Here is a 17,255-nt window from a genome sequence, read left to right as displayed (position 1 = left end):
GGAGGGGGCCGACGTCCCGACGCAGGTCAGCGGTTGAACGGGTCGTCGGGCCGGATCGACCAGCTGAAGCCGCGCTCGTACAGCGTGGATCCCGAGGGATCCGGGGCGAGCACGAGGTCCACGTCCTCGCCGTCCACCCCGTCACCCGTGACGTGCAGGGTGCCGCCGGGCTGCTCCTCGATCGTGAGCGTCAGCTCCTGCGGCGTCGCGTCGAGGTACTCCCGCACCGGCTGCCCCTCCTCCCGCAGGTCCTGGAGCGCGAGCTCGACCGTGCCCTCACCGCCGCGCCGGTAGGTGCCGGTGAGGAGCGTGCCGTCCGCGAGGCGCAGCTGCACGGGGGAGTCCTCGCCGTAGGCCGTGTCGCCGAAGGCGATGCGCGCCCAGCGACGGTCCTCACCGAGCTGCGCGGCGGGCTGCGCGGTGTCCTCCTGGACGGCCCACACGCCCGCGGGCACGGAGTCATCGCTGCTGCGCGGCGGGTACAGCTGGGTCGACCCCCAGATCACGAGCGCCGCGATCGCCACGGCGGCGATCGGACCGAGCACGTCCGTGACCCGGGCGACCGGCCGCCACGGGATGAGCGTGGGCAGCGGGCCCCGCGGGATCTCCCCGCGCCGGAAGAACGCGCTGAACAGGCGCGGCATCCACGGGATGAGCACCACGAGCGACATCACCAGGTAGATCAGCGAGGGCGTCTTCACCATGACGTCGTAGCCCAGGTTCAGCACGAGCACGAGCGCCATCGACCCCGCCCCGACCACCGCGCCGAAGGGCACCGAGCGGCGCCACAGCAGCGCGAGCCCCGCCCCGCACTCCGCGACCCCCGCGAGGAGCTGGAACAGCGGGGAGAAGGCGACCATCCGCCACAGCAGGCCCATGGGGCTCATCTCGCCCTGGCTGATGAGCGCGTCCCCCGGGTCGGAGAGCCCGAACTGGCCCAGCACCAGCTTCGTGCCGCCGTAGTAGAGCAGCACGAGCGCGAGCAGCAGCCGCACCCCGCCGTGGGCCCACCAGCCCAGGGTCACGGCGACGGTGCGGGCGACCCGCTTCTCGACGGCGTAGCCGTCCTCGGGCGCGGGGGAGGAGGAGGTGTCTGCGTCGGTGGAGGTCATGGACCCATTCCACATCGGCGGGCCGCGCCAGGCGTCCGTCCGGGGGCGGGAGGGGACCCGACCTCCGTCGGGGCCGACGGGCCCCCGGATCCGCTATGAGTCGAGCGTGCTCCTCCGCGTGCTCGGGCCGGGCGGCGAGGTCGTGCCCGCCCAGTCCGCACCCGCCCCGCCCCAGGCATCACCGCGCATCTGGCCCACGCAGACCAGGACGATGTGGGGGCGGGGCGGGGCGGGGCGCTGACGGTCGGATCAGCCCTGCGGGTCCGCGCTGCCCGGGCGGGCCCACGGCGGGACCTGCCCGTCGGCCGCCTGCTGCGCGGCCTGCTGGGCACGGCGCTCGGCCTCGGCCTGCGCGTCGCGGGCCTGCTGGGCGCTGATGCGGCGCTGGCGCTCGGCGCGCTGGGCGTCCGCGGTGCGGCGCTGCTGGGCCTCCGCCTGCTCGCCGTCCTCGTTCGCCTGGTGCGCGGCCTGCGCCTGCAGCATGGCGGAGCGGATCTCGTCGCCCATGGAGCCCACGGCGCCCGGGTTCGAGGGCAGGTACAGCACGTTCGAGCGGCCGTTGCGGGCCACGTCCTGCATGGTGTCGAAGTACTGGGTCATGAGCAGCAGCTGCTCCGCGGAGGACTCGATGCCCACCTTGCGCAGCATCTCGTACTGCTCCGCGATGCCGAGCGCGATCGCCTTGCGCTGGGCGGCGACGCCCTCACCCTGCAGGCGCTTGGACTCGGCCTCGGCCTCCGCCTGGGTGACGCGCTTGATCTTGTCCGCCTCCGCGAGGGACTGCGCGGCCACGCGGTCGCGCTGGGCGGCGTTGATCGAGTTCATCGAGTCGCGCACGCGGGCGTCCGGGGAGATGTCCTGGACGAGCGTGTTGACGATGTTGAAGCCGAACTCCTGCATGCGCACCGAGAGCGTGTTCTCGACGCTGCGGGCGATGTCGTCCTTGGACTCGAAGGCCTCGTCGAGCTCGAGGCCGGACAGCGCCGAGCGCACCGTGTCGAACACGTAGGAGCGGATCTGGTTCTCCGGGTTGGAGAGGCGGTAGTACGCGTCGACGACCTGCTCCTCCTTGATCACGTACTGCACGGCCACCGGCACGGTGACGAACACGTTGTCCTTGGTCTTGGACTCGATGTTCACCTCGAGCTGCTGGATGCGCAGGGAGATCGGCCGGGTGGTGCTGTCCACGAACGGGGCCTTGAAGTTCAGGCCCGGTCGCGCGACACGACGGAACTTGCCGAAGCGCTCGACGATGACGTTCTCCTGCGTGTGCACGGTGAACATGATCGAGGTGCGCAACCCGCCGAAGAGCAGCGCTCCGAGGATCGCGAGCACCACGACGACGACGACGAGGACGATGAGGACGGCGACGACGCCTTCCATGTGGTTCCCCTTTCCAGGAGGTGGTCGATGTGAGCCACGCTACCGAATGGTCCCTGTTCCAGGGGGCCGACGAAGGGAGGGGATCCGGGGAACGGTGAGAGTCCGCGTCAGCGGCCGAGCCGCTGCAGCTCCACCTCGATGCGGCGCGCGATCCGCGCCGGCGGCACCGGCGGGGCGTAGCGGCGCAGCACGTGACCGTCGGCGCCCACGAGGAACTTGGTGAAGTTCCAGGCGATGCGGCCGCCCAGCACGCCGGCCTTCTGAGCGCGCAGCCAGGCCCACATCTCCGGGGCGCCCGGCCCGTTGACGTCGGTCTTCGCGAACAGCGGGAAGGTCGTCTCGTAGCTCGAGGTGCACACCTGCTCGGTGTCCTCGTCGGTCCCCGGGTCCTGGTGGAACTGGTCCGACGGGAAGCCGAGCACCGTGAAGCCGCGGTCGCCGAACTGGCGCTGGAGGGACTGCAGGCCCTCGAGCTGGGGCGTGAAGGTGCACTGGGTCGCGGTGTTGACGACGAGCAGCACCTGGCCCTCGTAGTCGGAGAGGTCCTGCACGTCCCCGCGGATCGTTCGGGCGGAGAAGTCGTGGAGGGTGCGGTCCCCGCCGGGGAGGGGTGCGGAAGCGTCCGATGCGTCGAGCTTCGTCATCGACGGGCCTCCTGCCTGCTGTGGTCGCGACCACCCATCCTAGGGGCGCGGGACGCCCGGCGGGGTGGTCAGTCGTCCAGGAAGGCGTCGACCTCGGCCCGGGTGGGGGCGGACTGCGGCCCCCAGCGGGTCACCGCGATGGCCGCCGCGGCGTTCGCCCGGGTCGCCGCGGACTCCCAGTCCGCGCCGAGCGCGCGCTCGGCGAGCATCGTGCCGGTGTGCGTGTCCCCGGCGCCGTTGGTGTCCACCGCCTTCTGCGGGAAGGCGGGGATGAACGTGCCCCGGCCGTGGTGGAAGACCGTGCAGCCGCGGTCGCCGTCCCGCACCACGACGACGGTGCCCGGACCGATCCGGCGCCGCAGCGCCTCCGGGGTGTCCTCGAGGTCGTCGAGGCCCGTGATCGCCCGGGCCTCCGCCGCGTTCGAGGTCCACACGGTGGTGCGCGCGAGCACCCGGTCCTGCAGCTCCACGGGGAAGGAGGCGAAGGGCTCGCCCGGGTCCAGCACCACCTCGACCCCCTCGGGCAGGGACTCCAGGAGCGCGAGCAGCGGATCGCGCGTGGGCTCGAACAGCGAGTAGCCGGAGATGCACAGCAGGTCCCCGGGCCGCGGGTCGAGCCTCGCGAAGGACTCGGCGGTGACCTGCCGCTCCGCCCCGTAGACGGTGACGAAGGAGCGCTCCGCGGTGGGCTCGACGAGCACCACGCAGTAGCCGGAGTCGTCGTCCCCCCGCGGGGAGTCCGCGAGCGTCACCCCCGCCTCGGTGAGCACCTCGCGGATGAGGTCGCCGTTGGGGCCGGTGCCGTGGGCGCCGCCGTGCACGGCCTCCGCCCCGGTGCGCGCGGCGGCCACGAGGATCGTCGCGGCCCCTCCTGCGTAGCGCTCCTCCGAGCGGGCGTTGACGTTGTCGCCGCGCACGGGCAGCGAGGGCACCTCGACCACCATGTCGACGAGCGCCTGGGAGGTGTGGAGCACGCGGGGCATGGGGCGAGTCTAGGGGCGGGGATGGTGGACGATGGAGGCATGGCCACCTCAGCTCGCCGCTCCCGCCCTCGTGCTCCCTGGATCGTCGGCGTCGCCGCCCTCGCGGTGATCGCCCTCGTCGTGGGCGGGCTGCTTGTGTGGCGGGCCCGGGCGGACGGCGGCCGGACGGAGGCGGAGGCCTTCGCGGAGGCGCTGGACAGCGGGGACTTCTCCGGGGTCCCGCTCACCGGGAGCACCGCCGAGGAGGCGGCCGCGATCCGGGAGCACGTGACCGCGTCCGTCGTCGCCGCGACCGGCGTCGCGCCCACCGTCGCGCTCACCGATGCCGGCGAGGTGGAGGACGGCGACCGCACCGCGACGTACACCTGGACCTGGGACCTGCCCGAGCCGATGGGCACCTGGACGTACGAGACCACGGCGACCTTCTCCGGCGACGACGGCACGTGGTCCGCGACGATGCTCCCGAACGTCGTGTACCCGGGGCTCGACGACGACTCCGGCTCCCTCGACGTCGAGATCACCCGCGGCACCTCCGGCTCCGTCACCGACCGGGAGGGGAACGCCCTGGTCGCGCCCACGGACGTCATCGACGTGGGGCTCGACCTGTCCCGGATCGCCGGGAACGAGGACGCCGCCGGGACCGCGCGGGAGCTCGCGGGCCTGCTCGGCATCGACGCGGACTCCTACGAGCAGAAGGTCAAGGACGCGCAGGACGCCGGGGAGACGGCGAGCATCGTCCCCGCGCTCACGATCCGTGCCTCCGCGAAGGGCCAGTACCCGCTCGACAAGGCTGCCGCCCTCCCCGGCTACAGCGCGGTCGAGGGCACGCTCCCGCTCGCCGCGGACCGCAGCTACGCCCCCGGGGTGCTCGGCACCTTCCGCGAGGCGACCGCGACGGACGCGGAGGAGTCGGGCGGCGAGATCGTCGAGGGCGAGCTCATCTCCTCCGGTGGGGTGACGGCCGCCCGCCGCGACCAGATCGTCGGGACCGAGGGGCTGCAGATCATCGCCCGCGGGGTCAACGGCTCGAGCGAGGTCGTCGAGGAGAGCGAGCCGACCGACGGCACCGATGTCCAGATCACCCTGGATCCGGACCTCCAGGAGGCGGCGACCGCGGCCGTCGCCGGACAGGACTCGCCGAGCGCCGTCATCGCCATGAGCGCCTCGACCGGGCAGGTCCTCGCCACGGGCCTCGGCCCGAGCGGACAGTCCTACCCCGTCGGCCTCGTCGGGCAGTACGCCCCCGGCTCGACCTTCAAGATGGCGACCGCCCTCGCCCTGCTCCGCACCGGCGACACCCCGGACACGCAGGTCGACTGCCCCGCCACGGCGAGCGTCGACGGCCGCTCCTACAAGAACGCGGACTCCTTCGAGAGCTCCCTCGTGGGCTCGATGAGCCTCGCCGAGGCGATCGCCCACTCGTGCAACACGGCGATGGTGCTGCAGTCCGGGAACGTCTCCCAGGACGCCCTCGTCGACGCCGCGACCACCCTCGGCATCGGCCAGGACGCCCCCGAGGGCCTCGACGCGTTCATGGGCTCCGTGGACCCGGAGGACACGGGCTCCGAGCACACCGCGGACCTCATCGGCCAGGGCAAGGTGCTCGCCTCCCCGCTCGCGATGGCGACCGCGCTCGCGAGCATCAGCTCGGGCAGCACCGTCCACCCGCGCATCCTCATGGACGACGACGCCACGACCGACGTCGCCTCCCCGCTCACCGAGCAGGAGGCGGCCGACATGCGCGCCATGCTCGCGCGGACCGTCACCGACGGCACGCTCACGAGCCAGCTCGGGGACCTCTCCGGCGGCGAGGTCATCGGCAAGACCGGCACCGCCGAGTGGACCGACGCCAGCGGAGAGGCGAAGCTCCACTCGTGGGTCGTCGCCGCCCAGGGCGACGTCGTGGTCTGCGCCTTCGTCGAGGACGGCGGCTACGGCGCGACGACCGCCGGGCCGCTCGTGCGCCAGGTGCTCGAGGCCGCGCAGTCCGCGGGCCTCGAGTGAGCGCTCAGAGCGCCGCGGCGACCTCGACGGCCTGACGGATCGCCCGCTGCGCGTCGAGCTCGGCGGCGACGTCGGCCCCGCCGATCACGTGCACGCGCGGCAGGCGGCCGCTGCGCGCCTCGAGCAGCTCGGCGGCGAGACCGGTGACACTCTCCTGGCCCGTGCACAGCACGACCGTGTCCACGTCGAGCACCCGCTCCTCGCCGTCCTCGAGCAGGTGCAGACCCTGCTCGTCGATCCGCTCGTAGGCGACGCCCGTGTGCTGGACGACGCCGGCGCGGCGCAGCTCGGCGCGGTGCACCCAGCCGGTCGTGCGGCCCAGGCCCGCGCCGATCTTCGTCTCCTTGCGCTGCAGCAGGTGCACCTCGCGGGCGCGGCGGCCGTCCGTCGGCGGATCCGCCGGGGCCTCGGGCGGCGTCCGACGCGCGGCGACCCCGCCGCGGTGCGCCGAGGGGTCCAGCACGCCCCAGTGCTCGCGCCAGGTCACGGCGTCGAGCGTCGCCGAGGGGATGGGACTCGTGAGGTACTCGGCGACGTCCACGCCGATCCCGCCCGCGCCGATGATCGCGACCCGCTCCCCGGCGACCGCGCGCTCCTCGAGCAGGTCCTGGTAGGTGACGACCTGCGGTCCCGCCGCGGGCGCCTCGGCCTGCGGGGCGAAGCCGGGCAGGTCCACGAGCCGCGGCGTCACGCCCGTCGCGACGATGACGTCGTGGAACTCCTGGAGGTCCTCCGCGGAGGGCCGGGTGCCGAGGCGGATCCCCACCCCGGCCGCCGCGAGCCGCATCCGCCACGAGCGCAGCGCGAGGGCGTAGTCCTCCTTGCCGGGGATGCGGGCGGCGAGCCGCAGCTGCCCGCCGATCTCCTGCGAGGCCTCGAAGAGGGTGACGACGTGCCCGCGCTCGGCGGCCGCGAGGGCCGCCTCGAGACCGGCCGGACCGGCGCCGACGACGGCGACCCTCCGGGCGCGGCGCTGGACCACCGGGGTGAGCACGAGCTCCGTCTCGTGGGCCGCCCGCGGATTCACCAGGCAGCTCGCCCGCTGGTGGTCGAAGACCTTGTCCAGGCAGGACTGGTTGCACGCGATGCACGCGACGATCTGCCCCGAGCGGCCCTCGGCGAGCTTGCGGGGGAGGTGCGGGTCCGCGAGCAGCGGCCGCGCCATCGACACGAGGTCCGCGTCGCCGCGGGCGACCACGGACTCCGCGAGGTCCGGGTCGTGCAGCCGGTTCGAGGCGATGACCGGCAGGTCCACCTCGCGCCGCAGCTGCGCGGTGAGCGGCACGAAGGCGCCCCGCGGCACGGAGGTGACGATCGTGGGCACGCGCGCCTCGTGCCAGCCGATCCCGCTCGAGAGCACGTCCACGCCGCGCTCCTGCAGGCCGCGGGCCAGCACGATCGTCTCGTCCCAGGTCTGCCCGCCGGGCACGAGGTCCACGAGCGAGAGACGGTAGGTGAGCAGGGCGTCCGGCCCGATCGCCTCGCGCACGGCGGCGGCGACCGCGAGCGGCAGCGCCCGCCGGCCCTCTGCGCCGCGGCCCCAGCGGTCCCGGCGGCGGTTCGTCGCCGGGGCGAGGAACTGGTTCAGCAGGTAGCCCTCGGAGCCCATGATCTCGACGCCGTCGTAGCCGGCCTCGACGGCCCGCCGGGCGGAGGTCGCGAACTGCTCGATCGTGCGGGACACGCCGCGGCGCGTGAGACGGCGCGAGCGGAAGGGGGAGAGCGGGGAGCGGCCCGCGGTCGCGGAGGCCGCGAGCGGCTGGGCGGCGTAGCGGCCCGCGTGCAGCAGCTGCAGCACGATGCGGCCGTCGGCCTCGTGGACCTCCTGCGTGATCCGGGTGTGGCGGCGCAGCAGGTGCTCGCTCGCCTGCGCGCCGTCCAGGCTCAGACGGCCCGAGCGGTTGGGGGAGAAGCCGCCGGTGACGATGAGGCCCGCGCCGCCGCGGGCGCGCTCGCCGAGGAAGGCGGCGAGGCGGCCGACGTCCCCGGGATGGTCCTCGAGACCCGTGTGCATGGACCCCATGACGATCCTGTTGCGCAGGGTCAGGGGACCGAGGTCGAGCGGGGAGAGCAGGGTCCGGTACCGCGACGCTGCGGCAGAGGGGTGCGGGCTGGCCATACCGAGCATTGTCGCAGGCCCGCCCGCCCCCTCGTGTCAGCCGACGCGCGCGAGCGCCAGCGCGAGGTTGTCCGGCGCCCCCGCCCCGAGGGCCTCCTCGACGATCCGCGCGGCGAGGGCCTCTGGTGCATGGGCGCCGGTTAGCAGGCTCGCGAGCCGCGCCGGATCGAGCACCGCATGGACCCCGTCGGAGAGCAGCGCCACCAGGTCCCCGGGCTCGATGCGGCGGATGAGCAGGTCGGGCGCGCTCGGCGCGCCCGCGGCGAGGGCCCGGTTCAGGACCGCCCGCTGGGGGTGGCCCTCGGCCTCCTCCGCGGTGAGGCGCCCGGCGGCGACGAGCGAGCGCACCTGCGTGTGATCCTGGGTCACCGGGTCGACCCGGTCGCCGTGCACGAGCAGCGCGCGCCCGTCGCCCACATGGGCCACGTGCAGGCGGCCGCCCGCGAGGAGGGCCGCGGTGAGGGTCGAGCCGGACTCGCCGCCCGCGGGGACGAGCGCCTCGGCCGCCGTCCACGCCTCCTCGAGCGCCGACGTCGGATCCGCCCCGGCGGCGAGCGCCTCCCGGACGCCCGCCTCGAGCGCCGCGAGGATCCGGGCGGAGAGTGCGTCCTCCGCGCCGAAGCCGTCGGCCACGGCGAGCAGCAGGATGCCGGGGCCGAGCTCGGTGTGCAGGACGGCGTCCTGCTGGGCGGGCCGCACGCGCCCGCGGTGCAGGGCGGAGGCGGCGATCAGGGTGGGGTGGTCGGTCATGGCGGTCTCCTCGGGGAGCTCCCCGAGATCGCGGACGAGGAGGCCGACGGCGGCGGCGCGGGAGAGGGAGTCGGCCTGCTCCTGTCGCCACCAGGAGCGCAGCTCCCAAGCGGCGGCCGCCGGCTCGAGGTCCAGCAGCACCCCGATCCGGGCCAGGCCCATGCCCACACCGCGCAGGGCGGCGATGCGGCGGGCCCGCGGCACCTGGTCGGCGCCGGAGGAGCGGTACCCCGAGAAGGGGTCCACCCGCCGCGGGGGCAGGAGGCCGGACTCGTCGTACAGCCGCAGCGCCTTCGCGCTCAGCCCGCTCACGGCGGACAGCTCGCCGATGCTCAGCAGGGGCTCCTGGTCCACGCCGTCTCCCGTCGGTCGTCCTCGCCCGATCCCTCGGGCACCGGGGCGATCCCGGCACGCACGACGCTCGGCACTGCCCCCGGGGCAGAGTCAAGCAGGTCGCGGAAAATCCGTCGACGCCGCCGGTCAGGCCGTGGTCGACTGCCGTCATGCACGTGACGATCCGCCCCCTGGACCCCGCCTCCGACGCCGAGCTCATCCAGTACAACGCCCTCGACGAGGCGCTCGACCTCGACGCCTTCGGCGGCGTGCAGCCCTTCACGCTCGCGCAACGCCGCAGCACCCTCGAGGACACCCCCTACCACCGCTCGCGCCGCTGGGTCGCGATCGCGGAGACGATCGAGGGCGGCGAGCAGCTCGTGGGCCGCGCCGGCACCTTCGAGCCGCTCCAGGACAACCTCGAGATGATCTCCGTGGGCTGCGCCGTGCACCCCGCCTTCCGCGGCCGGGGGATCGGCACCGCCCTCGTCGAGGAGGCGCTCCTGCCGGCGATCCGTGAGTCCGGCCGACCGCTCGTCGACGCCTGGGGCGAGATCGGGGCCGACGGCGACCCGGACGAGCCGTCCCTGCCCGCGAACCGCATCGCCGCCCGGCTCGGGGTGTCGCGCAGGAACATCGGCGTGTGCCGTGCGCTCACGCTGCCGCTGGATGCGGGGATGCTCGACGAGCTCCGGGCGCAGGCGGAGGAGAAGCTCGCCGACTACCGCATAGAGATCTGGGAGGACCCGGTGCCCGAGGAGCACCTCGTCTCCTACGGGGCGCTGCTGCGCCAGCTCGACCTCGACGACCCCGACGAGGACCTCGAGTACGAGGCCCCGGAGTACACGCCCGAGCGGATCCGCACGTCGGAGCGCCGCCGCGCCGAGCAGGGCATCCTCCAGTACCAGTCCGTCGCGATCGCGCCGGACGGCACCATCGCCGGGAACTCCGTCATCCACCTCAAGCAGGGGGAGGAGGCGACCCTCGGCTGGCAGGAGAACACGCTGGTCATGCCCGATCACCGCGGGCACCGCCTGGGCCTCGCACTCAAGGTCGCCACGCACCGCGAGCTCGCCGCGCGCGCCCCGCACGTGCGGCGCCTGATCACCTTCAACTCGCACGTGAACCCGTGGATGATCGCGATCAACGAGCAGCTCGGCTACGAGGTCGCCTTCCGCGAGGTCGGGTATCAGGGGCGCGTGGAAGGATGAGGCCATGACCTCGTCATCGCCCGTCGACGGGCAGCCCCGGATCGTCACCGCCTCCGCCGAGGTCGCCGCGCCCGCCGCGGTGATCTTCGAGCTCATCGCCGATCCCGCCCAGCAGCCCCGCTGGGACGGCAACGACAACCTCGGCTCCGCCGCCGAGGGCCAGCGGGTCCGCGCGGCGGGCGAGGTGTTCCGCATGACCCTCACCAAGGGCTCCGTGCGCGAGAACCATGTGACCGTCTTCGAGGAGGGCCGCTCGATCGCCTGGAGGCCCGCCCCGGAGGGCGAGCCCACCCCGGGCCACGAGTGGCGCTGGGACCTGGTGGACCTCGGCGACGGCCGCACCCGCGTCACCCACACCTACGACTGGACCGCGCTCGAGGACGAGGCGCGGATCGTCAAAGCCCGCGCCACCACGAGCGCGAACCTGCAGGCCTCCGTGGACCGCCTCGCCGCCCTCGTCGAGGGACGGTGACCCGCTGAGCGGTCTCCGGCGGGCGCTGCTCGTCACCGCCGCGACCGCCGCGGGGCTGCTCGCGCTCTCCGGCGCCGCGGCCCTGCAGGCGACCCGCGCCGTCCGCGCTGCGGCGTCGCCCGGCCCGGCGGCGCCGCGACGGGAGGTCGTCGTCGTGCTCGGCTACGGCAACGCGCCCGGTGAGCTCAACGGCGTGAACCGGCGCCGGCTCGAGCGGGGGCTCCGCTCCCGCCACCCCCGCGCCGCCTCCTCGTTGCTCGTGCTCAGCGGCGGCGCCGTGCGCTCCACCGTCCCCGAGGCCGAGCTCATGGCCGCGCACCTGCGCGGACCGCTCGGCTACCGGGGCGCCCTCGCCCTCGAGACCGAGAGCCGCTCCACCGAGGACAACGTGCGCCTGTCCGTGCCCTTCCTCGAAGGCGCGGACCGCATCGTCCTCGCCTCGGACCCGCTGCACGAGCTGCGCGCTCAGGAGTTCCTGCGCCGCCTGCGCCCCGACCTTGCCGCGCACCTCGCCCCCGCGGACCGCTCCCGCCCGCTCGAGGGCTGGTGGCTGCGCCCCGCGGAGGCCGTGATCGGCATCGAGGGCTTGCGCCGCGCACGCATGCTGGGATCCTGGAGGGCATGAACCGCGAGGAGGCCAGGGTCCAGGGCGAGATCGAGCAGGCGATCGCCCGCGGCGACTTCGACGACCTCCCCGGCGCCGGCAAGCCGCTGAGGCTGCCGAGCACGCACGACCCGGACTGGTGGATCAAGCAGCGCCTCGACGAGGAGGACGTCGACCGCGACGCGCTCCTGCCCGTCGTCGTCCTGCTGCGCCGCGAGCACGAGCAGCGGGACGAGACCCTCCGCGAGCTGCCCGACGAGCAGTCCGTGCGCGAGTACGCGGACGACTTCACGCGGCGTGTGCGCGAGGATCGCGCCGCGAGCCCGATGGCCCGCATGCTCGCCCCCGAGATGCCGGCCGACGCCGCCGTCGAGCGCTGGCGCGAGCTGCGCGCGGAGCGGGAGGAGCCGGTGGTGCCGGCACCGGTCGTGGAGACCGCGGCGCGGCGCCGGCCCTGGTGGCGCCGCCTGCTCGGCGGGAGCTCAGGCGATCGGGCGTGACCGCTCCGCGTCGATGATCTCCCAGGTGCCGAGCCGCCGGAACCCGGCGGACTCCGCGAGGGCGATCGAGGACGTGTTCTCGACCTGGCACCGGTACTGCGGCTCGTCGCCGCGATCGAGGGCCGCCGCGCTGATGCCCCTCACCGTGGCACGGCCCAGCCCCTGCCCCCGCTGCTCCGGCAGCGTGATGACGCCGAGGTCCGCGAAGCGGGTCTCCCCCCAGGGGTACATGCTCGAGGCGCTCGCGAGCCGCCCCTCCACGAGGGTGCCGACGACGAGCCAGTGATCGAGCTCGACGAACGCCTCGTCGAGATCGTCCTCCGGGGCCGCGCGGGTGAACTCCTCGAACAGCGGGGCGTCCGCGGCGGTCAGCTCGCGGGTGCGGGGATCGGGCCCCTCGGCGCACAGCGCCGCCTGCGCCGCAAGGGGCAGGAAGAACAGCACGTCCGGATCGTTCAGGGTGATCCCGTGCCCCTCGAGCCGGGTCCGGAGCTCCCCGGGCTCGACGTCCTCGCCGCCGGCGAGATCGAGCTGGTCCGATCGCGCGGGGGAGAGCGTGAGCATCGACGGGCCCTCATCGGGATGCAGCAGCGACACGGACCTCCGCTCGGAGAGCGTGGGGTCGACGGCGACCGCCACCCGATCCGACGCCGTGGTGCGGGCGGCATCCGGGATCCACTGCGCGCGGACGAGCGGGGAGAACACGGCGTCCTCAGTCCATGCCCTGGGCGAGCAGATCGATGACGTGGGGGACGGCGTCCTCGTCCCCGGAGAGCTCCACCTGCTGGGCGCCGCCGGGCAGGCGGTCCAGGCCCGGCGAGCGGCCCCACAGCCACAGGTAGATCGCGAGCGCGGTGCCCTCCGCCTGCGCGAAGGGGAGGGCGTCGGGGTCGGCGTCCTCCGGGAGCGGTCGCGCGACGAGGTGGTCGAACTCCTGCCCGTCGCGGGGACGGGTCCCGGTCCAGTGCGCGATCTCGACGTCCAGCGCCTCCCCGCCCTCGGGCAGCAGGCGCAGCAGGGTGAGCGGGGAGAGCTCCGCCCACTCGGGGATCCAGTCGTGGCCCGCCGCGAACATCACCGCCACGGCGTGGTCGAGACCGTCGGCCGCGACCTCCTCGGAGATCGGGGAGAGGGTCTCGGCGCCGGCCGTGAGCTCGGCGTCGACGCGGTGCATGGTCGCCTCGTGCACCTGCATCCGGCGCGTGAAGCCCACGCTCTGGTCCGCGGAGAACCACGACCATGCGGCCTGGTCGTCAGGACGCTTCTCGAGCTGGGCGAGCAGCGAGGCGGTGGCCCGGGCGCGCCGCTCGACGAGGTGCTCGCGGGCGTCCTCGCCCTCGGGCCGGGGGTCCTTCATACCGTCGGCCTTCTCGGCGTCCTCGTCGGTGCGGGCCTCTGTGGCGAGCACGGACGCCCAGAACTCGTGGACCTCGGTGACGTGCCACAGCAGGTCCAGGGCGGTCCAGTCCGGGCAGGTGGGGACGGGGGCGGCGGGGTCGGTCGCCGCGAGGACGGAGGAGGAGCGGCCGGCCTCCGCGTCGATGAGGGCGAGAGGATCGGGGAGGGCGGCGGGGGACGGTGAGGGTGTCATGGGCTGAGCCAAGCACGACAGGGAGGGCCCCACAACCGAAATGGGACGACAGGGCGGAGCGGGGCGTCGAGACTGGGGCCATGCATCTGGAGAACGTGGTCATCGACGCCGTGGAGCCGCTCGTCACCGGGCCGGCATGGGAGGAGCGGCTGGGCACCGAGCGGCTCACCACGCTGCCCGAGGGTGTCGAGACCCGGATCCATCTGCCCGGGGAGGCCTTCCTGGACCTGTGCGTGATCGCCGTGCCGGAGGCGGAGGAGGAGCCCGAGCGGCTGCACCTCGTGCTGGGCCCGGGGGAGCAGGGGCGGGAGCGGCTCGAGGAGATCCGCCTCGAGAGCGCGGACGTCCCCCGCGACCTCGCCTTCTGGACCTGGCTCTCGGCCTGGGAGCCGGAGGCCGACGGGCTCCGCCACCCCTCCGGCGAGGGCCCGCTGCTGCGGCTCGTGCCGGAGTCCGCGCCCGCGGGGCCGCTCAAGAACCGTGCGCACCTCGACATGCGGCTCGCGCCGGGGGAGGAGCCGGACGCGGCCGCCGCGGAGCTGGTGCGCCGCGGCGGCCGCGAGGTGACGGAGGATCCCACGCTGCCGTGGCGGGTCTTCGAGGACCCCTCCGGCAACGTGCTGTGCCTGCTGCCCGCCCCCGCGCCGGGGAGCTGAGGTTCAGGCCCGGGGGCGGAGCGTGAGCAGCACGATCCCGGCGGCGGCGAGCATGAGCACGAGGCCCACGCTCGCCGTGATCGTCACGCCCGAGTCGAAGGCGTGGCGGGCGGAGTCGAGCAGCGCTTCGCCGACGCCCGCGGGGAGCTGGGCGGCGACGGAGGTCGCCCCGCCCAGGGTCTCCCCGGCGGCGGCGGACTGCGCGGCGGTGAGGCCCTCCGGCAGCTCGACGTGGGCGCGGTAGGCGGCGTTGAGCACGCTGCCCAGCACCGCGGTGCCGAGCACGGCGCCGGTCTCGTAGGCGGTCTCCGAGATCGCCGAGGCCGCGCCGGCCTTCTGCGCGGGGACCGCGGAGAGGATGAGGTCGTTGGAGATCGTCTCCGCCATGCCCACGCCCGCGCCGAGGATCATGAACGCGGCGACGAGGGCGGCGTCGGATCCGGCGCGGCCGCCGGTGAGGATGACCGCGTAGCCGACGGCGTTCAGCACGAGGCCCACCGCCATGGCGTGGGCGGGCCGCACCCGCCGCACGAGGCGCACCACGAGCAGGCCCATGAGCACGGTGAGCACGAGCCCGGGCAGGAGCAGCAGGCCGGCCTGCACCGGGGAGCGGCCGGAGACCAGCTGCAGGTGCTGGGCGACGAAGTACAGGAAGCCCACGAGCGAGAACACGCTGAGCAGGTTCGCGGCGATCGAGGCGCTGAAGGCGGGCACCGCGAACAGGCGCACGTCGAGCATCGGGTCGCGGCGCACCAGCTGGCGGCGCACGAAGGCGAGACCGCTCAGCAGGCCGAGGCCCGCGGCGAGCACCACGCCCACCGTCACGCCGTCGTGGGCGAAGGTCTTGATCGCCCACACGAGCGGGATCATCGTGGCCATGACCAGCGCGATCGAGGCGGGATCCACGGGGCCCGGCCGCGGGTCGCGGGACTCGGGCACGAGCCTCGGGGCGAGCACGAGCAGCGGGACGAGCATCGGCAGGGCGAGCAGGAACACGGAGCCCCACCAGAAGTGCTCGAGCAGGAGGCCGCCGATGATCGGTCCCAGCGCGGAGCCGCCGGAGAAGCCGGCCGCCCAGATCGCGATCGCGAGCCGGCGCTCCTCGGCGTCCGTGAAGATGTTGCGGATCAGCGAGAGCGTCGCCGGCATGAGCATCGCGCCGAAGACGCCCATCCCGGCGCGGAGGGCGATGAGCGCGCCGGCGCTCGGGGCGAAGGCCGCGACGGCGGAGACGAGCGCGAAGCCGGCCGCGCCGATGAGCAGCAGGCGGCGACGGCCCAGCCGGTCGCCGAGGGAGCCCATGGGGACCAGCAGGCCGGCGAGCAGCAGCGGGTAGATGTCCACGATCCACAGCAGCTGCGCGCCGCTGGGCTGCAGGGCGGTGGAGAGCGCGGGAAGCGAGAAGGAGAGCACGGTGTTGTCCACCGAGATCAGCAGCACCGGGAGCACGAGCACCACGAGGGCGGCCCAGCGGCTCCGCGCGGTGGTCACGGCGGTGGTAGGGACGTGGGTCGACATGGTCTCGCCTCCTCGGAGCGGATCGGGGGTGCCGCCACGGCCGGCGACACGCTTACGCTAAACCGTCCAGACGGTACAGTAAAGCGCGAGCGCCTATGGTGCTCGTCATGTCCGCCCGTGAAGATCTGCTCGACGCCCTCGAGGGCCTGCTCATCGACGACGGCGAGCGCGCCGCGACCCTCGACGCCGTCGCCGCCCGCGCCGGCGTCTCCAAGGGCGGCCTGCTCTACCACTTCCCCTCGAAGAGCGCGCTCTTCGACGGCCTCGCCGGCCGCCTGCGCGACCTCGCCGCCGCGGACCTCGAGCTCATGGCCTCCGCGCCCGACGGCCCCTCCGCCTACTACGTGCGCTCCTCCGTCTGGGAGGACACCGCCTTCGACCGCACGCTCGTCGCGGCCTCCCGGCTCTCCTGGACCGAGGACGCCCCCGTCCGCCGCGCCTTCGCCGACGTCCGCGCGAGCTGGCTCGCGCTGATCCTCGAGGAGGTGGGCGACCCCGCCGCCGCCGAGGCGATCATGCTGATCGGCGACGGGCTGTACTACAACGCCGTGCTCGGCGGATCGAGCGCCCCCGACGGCACCGCCGCGGGCTCCCGTGATCTCGACGGCCTGCTCGCGGTCGTCGCGCGGCTGCGGGAGGGCCGGGTCTGACGCCTGCCCTCGGGGCGACCCTCGTCACGCCGGTGCCGCCTCTCCGTTGCGGAGGGTCTGTGGGCGCCCTACAGTTTTTACATGCGTAAAGAGTTGACCGGCTCCCGCTCCGGCAGCCGCTCCCTCGGGCGACTCCGCGAGGCCACCCTCCGCCTCCTGGACGAGCGCTCCCCGGAGTCGATCACCGTCACCGACATCGTCACCGAGGCCGGCGTCACCCGGCCCACCTTCTACGCCGCCTTCGGCGACCTGCCCACCGCCTTCGCGGACGCCGCGCTCAGCCGCCTCGAGGAGGCCTTCGCGGGGATGACGCTCACCCCCGCGGTCCCCGAGGCCGAGCGCTCCGCGGCTATGGAGGCCGCCTTCCTCGGCATCCTCCGCCGGCTCGAGCCCCATGCGGACTTCTTCGCCCGGGCGCTGCGCGGACCCGGCGGCATCGAGGTCCACGTCCGTGCCGTCGACTTCCTCGCCACCCGCCTCCGGGAGAGCTCCCCGCTCTCCCCGGATCTCGCCCGGGGGCCCCTGTCGCCCGGGACCGCCTCGACCTCGCTCGCCGCAGGGGTCGTCTGGACGATCCTCGTCCACCTCGGCGAGGAGGACCGCCGGCCCGTCACCGAGCTCGCCCCCGTCCTGCGGGACCTCGTCCTGCACACCGTCGTCGGCGGCCTCGGTCGCCCCGCCCCGTCGGCCGATCCGGCCGATCCCACCCCTGAGGAGTCCTGACC

The 17,255-nt window shown here is 74.4% G+C and carries 17 protein-coding genes; 8 read left to right on the top strand and 9 right to left on the bottom strand.

Annotated features, from left to right (window positions below):
- Positions 1 to 26: 26 nt before the first annotated feature.
- The 4 genes from ACYVAP_RS13255 to ACYVAP_RS13240 form a co-directional block, all read right to left on the bottom strand.
- A complete protein-coding gene (locus ACYVAP_RS13255; protein ID WP_498861001.1) occupies positions 27 to 1,112 on the bottom strand; it encodes a hypothetical protein in 1,086 nt (361 codons plus the stop codon).
- Positions 1,113 to 1,361: 249 nt separating this feature from the next.
- On the bottom strand, positions 1,362 to 2,495 hold the full coding sequence (locus ACYVAP_RS13250; RefSeq protein ID WP_264451073.1) for an SPFH domain-containing protein: 1,134 nt from the start codon (positions 2,493 to 2,495) through the stop codon (positions 1,362 to 1,364).
- 107 nt (positions 2,496 to 2,602) lie between these two features.
- Complete coding sequence (locus ACYVAP_RS13245) at positions 2,603 to 3,139, bottom strand: glutathione peroxidase (RefSeq protein WP_137768933.1); 537 nt, start codon at positions 3,137 to 3,139, stop codon at positions 2,603 to 2,605.
- A gap of 68 nt (positions 3,140 to 3,207) precedes the next feature.
- Positions 3,208 to 4,122, bottom strand: coding sequence for a carbohydrate kinase family protein (locus tag ACYVAP_RS13240; RefSeq protein ID WP_498861000.1), 915 nt, complete (start codon positions 4,120 to 4,122; stop codon positions 3,208 to 3,210).
- Between the two features lie 39 nt (positions 4,123 to 4,161).
- On the opposite strand from ACYVAP_RS13240, the gene ACYVAP_RS13235 reads away from it, so the two are divergent.
- On the top strand, positions 4,162 to 6,126 hold the full coding sequence (locus ACYVAP_RS13235; RefSeq protein WP_498860999.1) for a penicillin-binding protein: 1,965 nt from the start codon (positions 4,162 to 4,164) through the stop codon (positions 6,124 to 6,126).
- Between the two features lie 4 nt (positions 6,127 to 6,130).
- Here ACYVAP_RS13235 and ACYVAP_RS13230 read toward each other — a convergent pair whose 3' ends face one another.
- Together ACYVAP_RS13230 and ACYVAP_RS13225 are read right to left on the bottom strand one after the other, a co-directional pair.
- Positions 6,131 to 8,245: an oxidoreductase gene (locus ACYVAP_RS13230; protein ID WP_498860998.1), complete on the bottom strand. Its 2,115-nt coding sequence runs from the start codon at positions 8,243 to 8,245 to the stop codon at positions 6,131 to 6,133.
- A 36-nt stretch (positions 8,246 to 8,281) separates the two neighbouring features.
- A complete protein-coding gene (locus tag ACYVAP_RS13225; protein ID WP_498860997.1) occupies positions 8,282 to 9,349 on the bottom strand; it encodes a MerR family transcriptional regulator in 1,068 nt (355 codons plus the stop codon).
- A gap of 149 nt (positions 9,350 to 9,498) precedes the next feature.
- Here ACYVAP_RS13225 and ACYVAP_RS13220 point away from each other — a divergent pair, with 149 nt between their 5' ends.
- From ACYVAP_RS13220 to ACYVAP_RS13205, 4 genes are all read left to right on the top strand, one after another.
- Positions 9,499 to 10,539 carry a GNAT family N-acetyltransferase gene (locus tag ACYVAP_RS13220; RefSeq protein ID WP_498860996.1) on the top strand — a complete coding sequence of 347 codons (1,041 nt, stop codon included), beginning with the start codon at positions 9,499 to 9,501 and terminating at the stop codon, positions 10,537 to 10,539.
- A 4-nt stretch (positions 10,540 to 10,543) separates the two neighbouring features.
- A complete protein-coding gene (locus ACYVAP_RS13215) occupies positions 10,544 to 11,011 on the top strand; it encodes an SRPBCC family protein (protein ID WP_498860995.1) in 468 nt (155 codons plus the stop codon).
- Positions 11,012 to 11,165: 154 nt separating this feature from the next.
- Positions 11,166 to 11,636, top strand: coding sequence for a YdcF family protein (locus tag ACYVAP_RS13210; protein ID WP_498860994.1), 471 nt, complete (start codon positions 11,166 to 11,168; stop codon positions 11,634 to 11,636).
- Positions 11,633 to 12,115: a DnaJ family domain-containing protein gene (locus ACYVAP_RS13205; protein ID WP_498860993.1), complete on the top strand. Its 483-nt coding sequence runs from the start codon at positions 11,633 to 11,635 to the stop codon at positions 12,113 to 12,115. Before ACYVAP_RS13210 ends, ACYVAP_RS13205 begins: the two co-directional genes overlap by 4 nt.
- Here the strand turns inward: ACYVAP_RS13205 and ACYVAP_RS13200 are convergent.
- The gene (locus tag ACYVAP_RS13200; RefSeq protein ID WP_498860992.1) at positions 12,098 to 12,820 is read right to left on the bottom strand and encodes a GNAT family N-acetyltransferase; all 723 of its coding nucleotides are present in this window, start codon (positions 12,818 to 12,820) and stop codon (positions 12,098 to 12,100) included. The two genes, ACYVAP_RS13205 and ACYVAP_RS13200, sit on opposite strands and share 18 nt — an antisense overlap.
- Before the next feature lie 7 nt (positions 12,821 to 12,827).
- Complete coding sequence (locus ACYVAP_RS13195; protein WP_498860991.1) at positions 12,828 to 13,706, bottom strand: maleylpyruvate isomerase N-terminal domain-containing protein; 879 nt, start codon at positions 13,704 to 13,706, stop codon at positions 12,828 to 12,830.
- Between the two features lie 80 nt (positions 13,707 to 13,786).
- Between ACYVAP_RS13195 and ACYVAP_RS13190 the strand changes: the two genes are divergently transcribed.
- A complete protein-coding gene (locus ACYVAP_RS13190; protein ID WP_498860990.1) occupies positions 13,787 to 14,362 on the top strand; it encodes a VOC family protein in 576 nt (191 codons plus the stop codon).
- 3 nt (positions 14,363 to 14,365) lie between these two features.
- Here the strand turns inward: ACYVAP_RS13190 and ACYVAP_RS13185 are convergent, their stop codons facing one another.
- On the bottom strand, positions 14,366 to 15,880 hold the full coding sequence (locus ACYVAP_RS13185; protein ID WP_498860989.1) for an MFS transporter: 1,515 nt from the start codon (positions 15,878 to 15,880) through the stop codon (positions 14,366 to 14,368).
- A gap of 107 nt (positions 15,881 to 15,987) precedes the next feature.
- Here ACYVAP_RS13185 and ACYVAP_RS13180 point away from each other — a divergent pair, with 107 nt between their 5' ends.
- Both ACYVAP_RS13180 and ACYVAP_RS13175 read left to right on the top strand, forming a co-directional pair.
- A complete protein-coding gene (locus ACYVAP_RS13180) occupies positions 15,988 to 16,530 on the top strand; it encodes a TetR/AcrR family transcriptional regulator (RefSeq protein WP_498860988.1) in 543 nt (180 codons plus the stop codon).
- Positions 16,531 to 16,611: 81 nt separating this feature from the next.
- The gene (locus ACYVAP_RS13175) at positions 16,612 to 17,253 is read left to right on the top strand and encodes a TetR/AcrR family transcriptional regulator (protein WP_498860987.1); all 642 of its coding nucleotides are present in this window, start codon (positions 16,612 to 16,614) and stop codon (positions 17,251 to 17,253) included.
- The last annotated feature ends 2 nt before the right edge of the window (positions 17,254 to 17,255 follow it).

Source organism: Brachybacterium horti, assembly GCF_054777615.1.
This window is presented reverse-complemented; position numbering and strand designations above follow the sequence as displayed.

Coding starts and splice junctions, on each gene's coding strand:
- ACYVAP_RS13235 (WP_498860999.1), top strand. CDS start 4,162: ATGGCCACCTCAGCTCGCCGCTCCCGCCCTCGTGCTCCCTGGATCGTC.
- ACYVAP_RS13230 (WP_498860998.1), bottom strand. CDS start 8,245: ATGGCCAGCCCGCACCCCTCTGCCGCAGCGTCGCGGTACCGGACCCTG.
- ACYVAP_RS13255 (WP_498861001.1), bottom strand. CDS start 1,112: ATGACCTCCACCGACGCAGACACCTCCTCCTCCCCCGCGCCCGAGGAC.
- ACYVAP_RS13205 (WP_498860993.1), top strand. CDS start 11,633: ATGAACCGCGAGGAGGCCAGGGTCCAGGGCGAGATCGAGCAGGCGATC.
- ACYVAP_RS13240 (WP_498861000.1), bottom strand. CDS start 4,122: ATGCCCCGCGTGCTCCACACCTCCCAGGCGCTCGTCGACATGGTGGTC.
- ACYVAP_RS13185 (WP_498860989.1), bottom strand. CDS start 15,880: ATGTCGACCCACGTCCCTACCACCGCCGTGACCACCGCGCGGAGCCGC.
- ACYVAP_RS13215 (WP_498860995.1), top strand. CDS start 10,544: ATGACCTCGTCATCGCCCGTCGACGGGCAGCCCCGGATCGTCACCGCC.
- ACYVAP_RS13220 (WP_498860996.1), top strand. CDS start 9,499: ATGCACGTGACGATCCGCCCCCTGGACCCCGCCTCCGACGCCGAGCTC.
- ACYVAP_RS13175 (WP_498860987.1), top strand. CDS start 16,612: ATGCGTAAAGAGTTGACCGGCTCCCGCTCCGGCAGCCGCTCCCTCGGG.
- ACYVAP_RS13190 (WP_498860990.1), top strand. CDS start 13,787: ATGCATCTGGAGAACGTGGTCATCGACGCCGTGGAGCCGCTCGTCACC.
- ACYVAP_RS13250 (WP_264451073.1), bottom strand. CDS start 2,495: ATGGAAGGCGTCGTCGCCGTCCTCATCGTCCTCGTCGTCGTCGTCGTG.
- ACYVAP_RS13195 (WP_498860991.1), bottom strand. CDS start 13,706: ATGACACCCTCACCGTCCCCCGCCGCCCTCCCCGATCCTCTCGCCCTC.
- ACYVAP_RS13245 (WP_137768933.1), bottom strand. CDS start 3,139: ATGACGAAGCTCGACGCATCGGACGCTTCCGCACCCCTCCCCGGCGGG.
- ACYVAP_RS13180 (WP_498860988.1), top strand. CDS start 15,988: ATGTCCGCCCGTGAAGATCTGCTCGACGCCCTCGAGGGCCTGCTCATC.